6 protein-coding genes and 1 pseudogene are annotated in these 6,767 nt (G+C 65.1%); 3 read left to right on the top strand and 4 right to left on the bottom strand.

Annotation, left to right across the window (positions count from 1 at the left end; all coding sequences use genetic code 11):
• Both EN780_RS24195 and EN780_RS24190 read right to left on the bottom strand, forming a co-directional pair.
• On the bottom strand, nucleotides 1-1,147 hold a 1,147-nt coding region (locus EN780_RS24195), incomplete at its 3' end, for an FAD-binding protein (protein ID WP_128275531.1).
• Nucleotides 1,148-1,433: 286 nt separating this feature from the next.
• On the bottom strand, nucleotides 1,434-2,756 hold the full coding sequence (locus EN780_RS24190; protein WP_128275530.1) for a DUF3422 family protein: 1,323 nt from the start codon (nucleotides 2,754-2,756) through the stop codon (nucleotides 1,434-1,436).
• 209 nt (nucleotides 2,757-2,965) lie between these two features.
• Between EN780_RS24190 and EN780_RS24185 the strand changes: the two genes are divergently transcribed.
• The 3 genes from EN780_RS24185 to EN780_RS24175 are packed head-to-tail and all read left to right on the top strand — an operon-like array spanning nucleotide 2,966 to nucleotide 5,758.
• The gene (locus tag EN780_RS24185) at nucleotides 2,966-3,763 is read left to right on the top strand and encodes an FCD domain-containing protein (protein ID WP_127310490.1); all 798 of its coding nucleotides are present in this window, start codon (nucleotides 2,966-2,968) and stop codon (nucleotides 3,761-3,763) included.
• A gap of 22 nt (nucleotides 3,764-3,785) precedes the next feature.
• Nucleotides 3,786-4,922, top strand: coding sequence for an alpha-hydroxy acid oxidase (locus tag EN780_RS24180; protein ID WP_127310491.1), 1,137 nt, complete (start codon nucleotides 3,786-3,788; stop codon nucleotides 4,920-4,922).
• 59 nt (nucleotides 4,923-4,981) lie between these two features.
• Nucleotides 4,982-5,758: a metallophosphoesterase gene (locus EN780_RS24175; RefSeq protein WP_127310492.1), complete on the top strand. Its 777-nt coding sequence runs from the start codon at nucleotides 4,982-4,984 to the stop codon at nucleotides 5,756-5,758.
• A gap of 46 nt (nucleotides 5,759-5,804) precedes the next feature.
• Here the strand turns inward: EN780_RS24175 and EN780_RS24170 are convergent, their stop codons facing one another.
• Nucleotides 5,805-5,945 (bottom strand): hypothetical protein, encoded by a 141-nt coding sequence (locus tag EN780_RS24170; RefSeq protein WP_189340537.1) that lies wholly within the window; start codon nucleotides 5,943-5,945, stop codon nucleotides 5,805-5,807.
• A 423-nt stretch (nucleotides 5,946-6,368) separates the two neighbouring features.
• Nucleotides 6,369-6,767 (bottom strand): annotated as a pseudogene (locus EN780_RS24165) (GMP synthase); the annotation flags it as partial.

Here is a 6,767-nt window from a genome sequence, read left to right as displayed (position 1 = left end):
CGTTGGCGACTCCGAGCCCGTATTTCTTCGACAGGTCGCGCATGCCGGCGAGCACGCGCGGCAGTTCCTTGCGCGGGATGGTGCCGTCCATGCAGTAATAGTCGGGCGAGATGCGGCCGACCGCCGGGAAGGCCGCCTTGCGGCCGGCCCAGAAACTCAGCCGTTCCTGCTCCGACTGCGAGATGCGGCAGGTGGTCGAGCCGTTGCGATGGGCGATCGCCTCGACAAGGCCGATCAGGTGATCGACCTCGACGCCTGGTCCATCGAGCTCGACGATCAGCAGCGCCTCGACGTCGAGCGGATAGCCGGCATGGACGAAATCCTCCGCGGCGTGGATCGCCGGCCGGTCCATCATCTCCATGCCGCCGGGAATGATACCGGCGCCGATGATGTCGGCGACGCATTGGCCACCCTGCTCGCTGGTCGGAAAGCCGATCAGCAGCGCGCGCGCCGTCTCCGGCTTCCTCAGGATGCGCACCGTGACCTCGGTGACGACGCCGAGCAATCCTTCGGAGCCGGTCATGACGCCGAGCAGGTCGTAGCCCTCGGCATCGAGATGCCTGCCGCCCAGCCTCACCACCTCGCCATTGATCAGCACCATCTCGATGCCGAGCACATTGTTGGCGGTCAGCCCGTATTTCAGGCAATGCACGCCACCGGAGTTCTCGGCGACATTGCCGCCGATCGAGCAGGCGATCTGGGAGGATGGATCGGGGGCATAGTAAAAGCCCTCTTGCTCGACGGCGGTGGTGATGCCGAGATTGGTGACACCGGGCTGGGCAACGACAATGCGGTTCGGATAGTCGATCGCAAGGATGCGATTGAAGCGGCTCATCACCAGAAGCACCGCATCCTCGAGCGGCAGCGCGCCGCCCGACAGCGAAGTGCCCGAGCCGCGCGGCACGACGCGGATGTTGCGATCGTTGCAATATTTGAGCACCCGCGAGACCTGCGCCACCGTTTCCGGCAGCACGACGACAAGCGGCAACTGCCGATAGGCGGTGAGGCCGTCGCTTTCGAAGGCACGCATTTCATTGGCCGCATCGACGACACCCTCGCCCGGCACGATGATGCGCATGTCGGCGACGATCTCGGCGCGCCGGCGCATGGTGGCGGCATCTGGCTTCGGCATGGCAAGGCCGGACATCGGCGCTTTCCTCCACTCGACTGGTCAAAATCTTTTACCAGTGAAGCGCGTTTGTTGCAAACCCCTGCTTTGGTCGGGATGAGACAATGGGTGCAGGCCGCGCTTCCGCAGCGGCAATCTGCCGCTGATGTTCTCCCCCCTTGAGGGGGAGATGGCCGCGAAGCGGTCAGAGGGGGGCGTCTCGCACAGATCGCTAGCGCATCTTACGTCGGGAACGAGGTTGGCGCCCCAGGCGAGGCGACCCCCTCTGTCGCCTTCGGCGACATCTCCCCCTCGAGGGGCGCGCCTACTCGCCCGGATGCTTCGCCGGCTCGGAGTGCATGCGCCGCACCCGGCGCACCCCCCACCAGACCAGCAGCACGGCGACCGGCACCGCGGCGGCGGTGACGATTTCGGGCGCGAAGGCGTGGCCGAAGATCGAGGCACCCTTGGCGAGATAGGAGATGAGGCCGACGACGTAATAGGAAACGGCGGCAACGGAAAGCCCCTCGACCGTCTGCTGCAGGCGCAGCTGCAGGCGGGCGCGGTTGTTCATCGAGGCCAGCAGGTCGCGGTTCTGCTTCTCGACCTCGACATCGACCCAGGTGCGCAGGAGCGTGGTGGCGCGAGTGAGTTTGCGCGACAGGTTGGCCTGCCGCTCCTCGACCGAGCGGCAGGTGCGCATGGCCGGCGCCATGCGCCGCTGCAGGAAGCCGGCCCAGGTGTCGTAGCCGGACACCGGTTCCTCCTCCAGCGCCTCAAGCCGCTCGACGACAATGCCGTCATAGGCGCGGCTGGCGCCAAAGCGGTAGAGGCTGGAGGCGGCATCCGCCTCCAATTCGGCCGCCAGCTCGGTCAGGTCGGCAAGCAGCGTCTGGCTGTCGCGGGTCTCCGCCCCCTTCATTTCCAGCGTCGTCTGCGCCAGCCGGTCCTCGATGCGGCGGGCGCGGACGGAGAGCGTCAGCGCCAGCGGCAGGCCAAGCATGGCCAGCGTCCGGTAGGTCTCGATGTCGAGCAGCCGCTGCGACAGCGCGCCGGTGCTGGCCGGCGTCAGGCCGCGGTCGAGCACCAGCATGCGCGTCAGGCCGTCGCCGTCCTGGCGGAAGTCGGTGACGATGGCTGCGTTGCCGCGGCCGACCAGCGAGTAGCAGAGGCTGGTGGGGTCAAAATCGGCAATGAGCTTTTCGCTGGTCTGCGTCCATTTACGGATCTCGAGCCTGATCCCGGATATGACCGTGCCCGGCGGCGAAAACCCGTTGCCAAAAGGTGAATCCTCCTGTGATCCGGCGCTTTCGGCAAGCGGCCCTTCCCACAGGTAGGTGGAGAATTCGGTGTGCCGTTCCCAGCGCAACGAGCCCTTGCCCCACTTCATGGCATGGTGGCGAGCCTGGCGGTCGGGGGTGGCGATGCCAAGGCGTCGCGACATCTCCGAAAGCACCGCCTGGTCGACGCCGGAGCCGCCTTCGGTCATGAAGGAAAGCTGGATCAGAACGCGCGCCTTCTCGATCAGCGGATGCGGCCGGGCATGGACCTCGCCAAGCGCGCCGGCGCGGCCTCCATGCGCCGGGAAGCCCATGACGCTGCCCTGGGCGCGCGGCTGGAATTCGAGATTGGACGTCTCGTCCGACACGGCCGGTCCCCCTGTTCTTGACCCTGCGTGTATCGGCGTCCTCTAGGGCCAATCGCCCGGAGACGCAAACAGCAAAGTTTAGCTGACGGGCATATAGGAAGGCGGCGTCGGCAGTGAGCCACGCCGGAGGAATTGGATAAATAATTTGACCAGTTGGGGACAGAGGCTCTAATCTGGGCGACAACCGCTTCCCTTTCCCAGGCGCCCCGTTGAGCGATATTTTCTCCAGGATCGAGCATTCGCGCACCGCCGACGAGGTGGTGCAGCAGATCGAGAGCCTGATCCTCGAAGGCGTGCTGCGCACCGGCGACCGGCTGCCGGGCGAGCGCGAGCTGGCGCGCCAGTTCGACGTGTCACGGCCGATCCTGCGCGACGCGCTGAAGGCGCTGGAGGGGCGCGGGCTGCTGACGACCAAGGCCGGCGGCGGCACCCATGTCGCCGACGTCATCGGCCAGCTGTTCACCAAGCCGGTGACCGACCTCATCTCGATGCACCGCAAGGCGGTGACCGACTATCTGGAGTATCGCCGCGAGATCGAGGCGGTCGCCGCCGAATATGCGGCGCGGCGCGCCACGCCGGAAGACCTCACGCTGCTCGACAGCATCATGGCGCGCATGGACGAGGCGCACCGCACCGGCGATTTCGACGACGAGGCGGAGATCGATGTCGAATTTCATCACGCGGTTTGTGAGTGCGCGCACAACATCATCCTGCTGCATACGCTGCGCTCCTGCTACCGGCTGTTGTCGGAAGGTGTGTTCCAGAACCGGCTTCTCGTCTTCAGCGTGCCCGGCGCGCGCGAGGCGCTGCTTCACCAGCACCGGGCGATCTATGCGGCGATCAAGGGCGGCGATCCGGCGGCTGCCCGGCAAGCGGCCATGGACCACATCTCCTATGTCGAGCGCTCGATGCTCGAGGCCGAACGCAGCGGCGACTGGCAGCGCGTGTCACGGCTGAGGCTGAGACAGCGCTCCGACGCCGGTGACGGCGCCAAGACAACGAATTAGCGAACACCCAGCGGGAAAGACCATGAGCGACATCCTCACCATTGCCGATCTGAAGGACCTGGCGCGCCGCCGGGTGCCGAAGATGTTCTTCGACTACGCCGATTCCGGCGCTTGGACCGAAAGCACCTACCGCGCCAACGAGGAGGATTTCGCCAAAATCAAGTTCCGCCAGCGCGTGCTGGTGGATATGAGCAACCGCTCGCTGGAAACGACCATGATCGGCGAGAAGGTGGCGATGCCGGTGGCGCTGGCGCCAACCGGGCTGACCGGCATGCAGCACGCCGACGGCGAGATGCTGGCGGCCCAGGCGGCGGAGGAATTCGGCGTGCCGTTCACGCTGTCGACAATGAGTATCTGCTCGATCGAGGATGTCGCCTCAGTGACGAAGAAGCCGTTCTGGTTCCAGCTCTACGTGCTGCGCGACAAGGACTTTGTCCTCAACCTCATCGACAGGGCAAAGGCGGCGAATTGCTCGGCTCTGGTGCTGACGCTCGACCTGCAGATCCTCGGCCAGCGCCACAAGGATGTCCGCAACGGGCTTTCGGCGCCGCCGAAGATGACGCTCGCCAACATCATCGACCTGGCGCTCAAGCCGCGCTGGTGTCTGGGCATAGCTGGCACCAAGCGCCGCACCTTCCGCAACATTGTCGGACACGCCAAGGGGGTCGGCGACGTCTCTTCGCTGTCGTCGTGGACGACGGAGCAGTTCGATCCGCAGCTTTCGTGGAAGGATGTCGCCTGGATCAAGGAACGCTGGGGCGGCAAGCTGATCCTGAAGGGCATCCTCGACAAGGAGGACGCGCTGATGGCGGCCCAGACCGGCGCCGATGCGATCGTCGTTTCCAACCATGGCGGACGCCAACTCGACGGCGCCGCCTCGTCGATCGAGGTGCTGGAGGAGATCGCCGACGCCGTCGGCGACAGGATCGAGGTGCACATGGATGGCGGCATCCGCTCGGGCCAGGACGTGCTCAAGGCGCTCTGCCTCGGCGCCAAGGGCACCTATATCGGGCGGCCCTTCCTCTACGGCCTCGGCGCCATGGGCAAGGACGGGGTCACCAAGGCGCTGGAGATCATCCGCAAGGAGATGGACATCACGCTGGCGCTGTGCGGTAAGCGTTTGGTAACCGACATGGGCAAGGACCAGCTGAGGCGCTAGGGCCTATTCACCTATCCGCTCTAGTTTCCCGTGATGATCGATACGGGAAGACGCTCGCCGTGACCGAAACCGGCATCCACTATCTCGACGCGCGCGGGCCGGAAGGCATGCGGCTCTACGCCATCGGCGACGTGCATGGCCGGCTCGACCTTCTGGCCGCCATGCACCGCCGGATCGAGAGCGAGCTCGAATACAAGCCGACCGCCGACTGGCGCGTCATCCATCTCGGCGACTATACCGACCGTGGTCCGGATTCCAGGGGCGTGATCGATTTCCTGATCGACGCAAGGGCACGCGACCCGCGCCATCTGACGCTTACCGGCAACCACGATGTCGGCTTCCTCGACTTTCTCGCCGAGCCCGACGCGGACGGCCTGTTCATGCGCTATGGCGGCATCCAAACGGCGCAGTCCTACGGCGTGACGCTGCCCGCGGCCAGTGGCTGGTTCGGCACGGCGGAGACGGCGTTGCGGGAGGGACACGCGACCCTGGTCGCGGCCGTGCCGCAAGCCCATGTCGACTTCTTGCGCTCACTGCCGTTTTCGGTGGCGTTCGGCGACTTCTTCTTCTGCCATGCCGGCATTCGGCCAGGCGTACCGCTCGAAAGCCAGAGTCCGCAGGACCTGATCTGGATTCGCGACGCCTTTCACGATCACCCCGGCCTTTATCCGAAAGTGATCGTGCATGGGCACACACCGGTGCCGGAGGCCGAAATCATGGCCAACCGCGTCAATGTCGACACGCTCGCATGGCATTCGGGAACGCTCAGCGCGCTCGTCGTCGACGGCGCGGATAAGCGCATCCTGACGGTCGAGGCGCAGCGGTTCCAGTCATGATCCCGGCTATGGGATCAGCTTTCCGTTTGTCGGGAAGGACCAGGCTTTAGCGAAGGGCGGCGGTGACGCCGTAGCCGTCGACGGCCTGGTGATTGTTGGCGGCGTCGGCCGAATAGATGCCGAGGCCGCACAGGACGATGGCAGACAGCATGATAAAGGACAGAAGCGCTGCTTTCACGGACGTCATCTCTGGTTGAGCTTCCTGCATCTGTGCACGACCCGGTTACCAATGCGTTGAAACGATAAAATGCGTCTCAATGTTTCGACGATTTCGCGTTTCTAAGCAGATTCCGTATCGCCGGTGTGTCGCGCGGATCACACAGAAGGTTCATCGCGGTTGCACCGGCGATACAAAGCGCGCGCCTTCTAGGATGGCGCGCGGACACAAACCAAGGATGAAAAGGGTTTTCCCCAGCCGGAACTGCCGTGGCGTGCCAATAATGTCACGCCGCCCCAGGTCTGCGCGCCAAGGTGAGTTGAGATTCAGGTCAGGCCGAGCCGAAAAACTATGGCTTCTGAGAACCGGAGCGGAGCGTACATGAAGTACGTGAGCACCAGAAGCGCAGGAGGCCATTGTTTGCAGGCCGCCTCACCTGAACATCGACACGCTTCAGATGGTCGCCACCCAGGCGCGGGCAATGGCCAGACCGGCGGCGTCGGCATCGGGACCGTTGCGGGTGATTTCGCCGTCGAGCCGGTCGTTCCAGTCGGGATGGCGCTCGGCGATGAGGGAGGCGAAGGAGGTGCTCCAGTCGCGCACCATCGGCGTATCCGCTTCGAAATGGAACTGGAAGCCGTAGACGGCGCGGCCAAGGCGGAAGGCCTGGTTCTCGGCGACGGCGCTGCCTGCCAGCCGCACGGCATTCTGCGGCAGCACGAAGGTGTCGTCGTGCCATTCGAAGATCGGGAAATTCTCCGGCAAGGCGGCCAGCACCGGATCGGTCTTCGCCGCCGGCGTCAGCGACACCTGGTGCCAGCCGAACTCGGTGGCACCAGGTGTCGCTGACGC

It is taken from the genome of Mesorhizobium sp. M4B.F.Ca.ET.089.01.1.1, assembly GCF_004022605.1.
GTDB classification, from domain to species: Bacteria; Pseudomonadota; Alphaproteobacteria; order Rhizobiales; family Rhizobiaceae; genus Mesorhizobium; species Mesorhizobium abyssinicae.
Note: the sequence above shows the minus strand (reverse complement) of the source record. Positions and strands in the feature narration are given on the sequence as shown.

Bases quoted from the DNA above. Each gene is read 5' to 3' on its own strand.
- EN780_RS24170 (WP_189340537.1), bottom strand. From the start codon at position 5,945: ATGACGTCCGTGAAAGCAGCGCTTCTGTCCTTTATCATGCTGTCTGCC.
- EN780_RS24180 (WP_127310491.1), top strand. From the start codon at position 3,786: ATGAGCGACATCCTCACCATTGCCGATCTGAAGGACCTGGCGCGCCGC.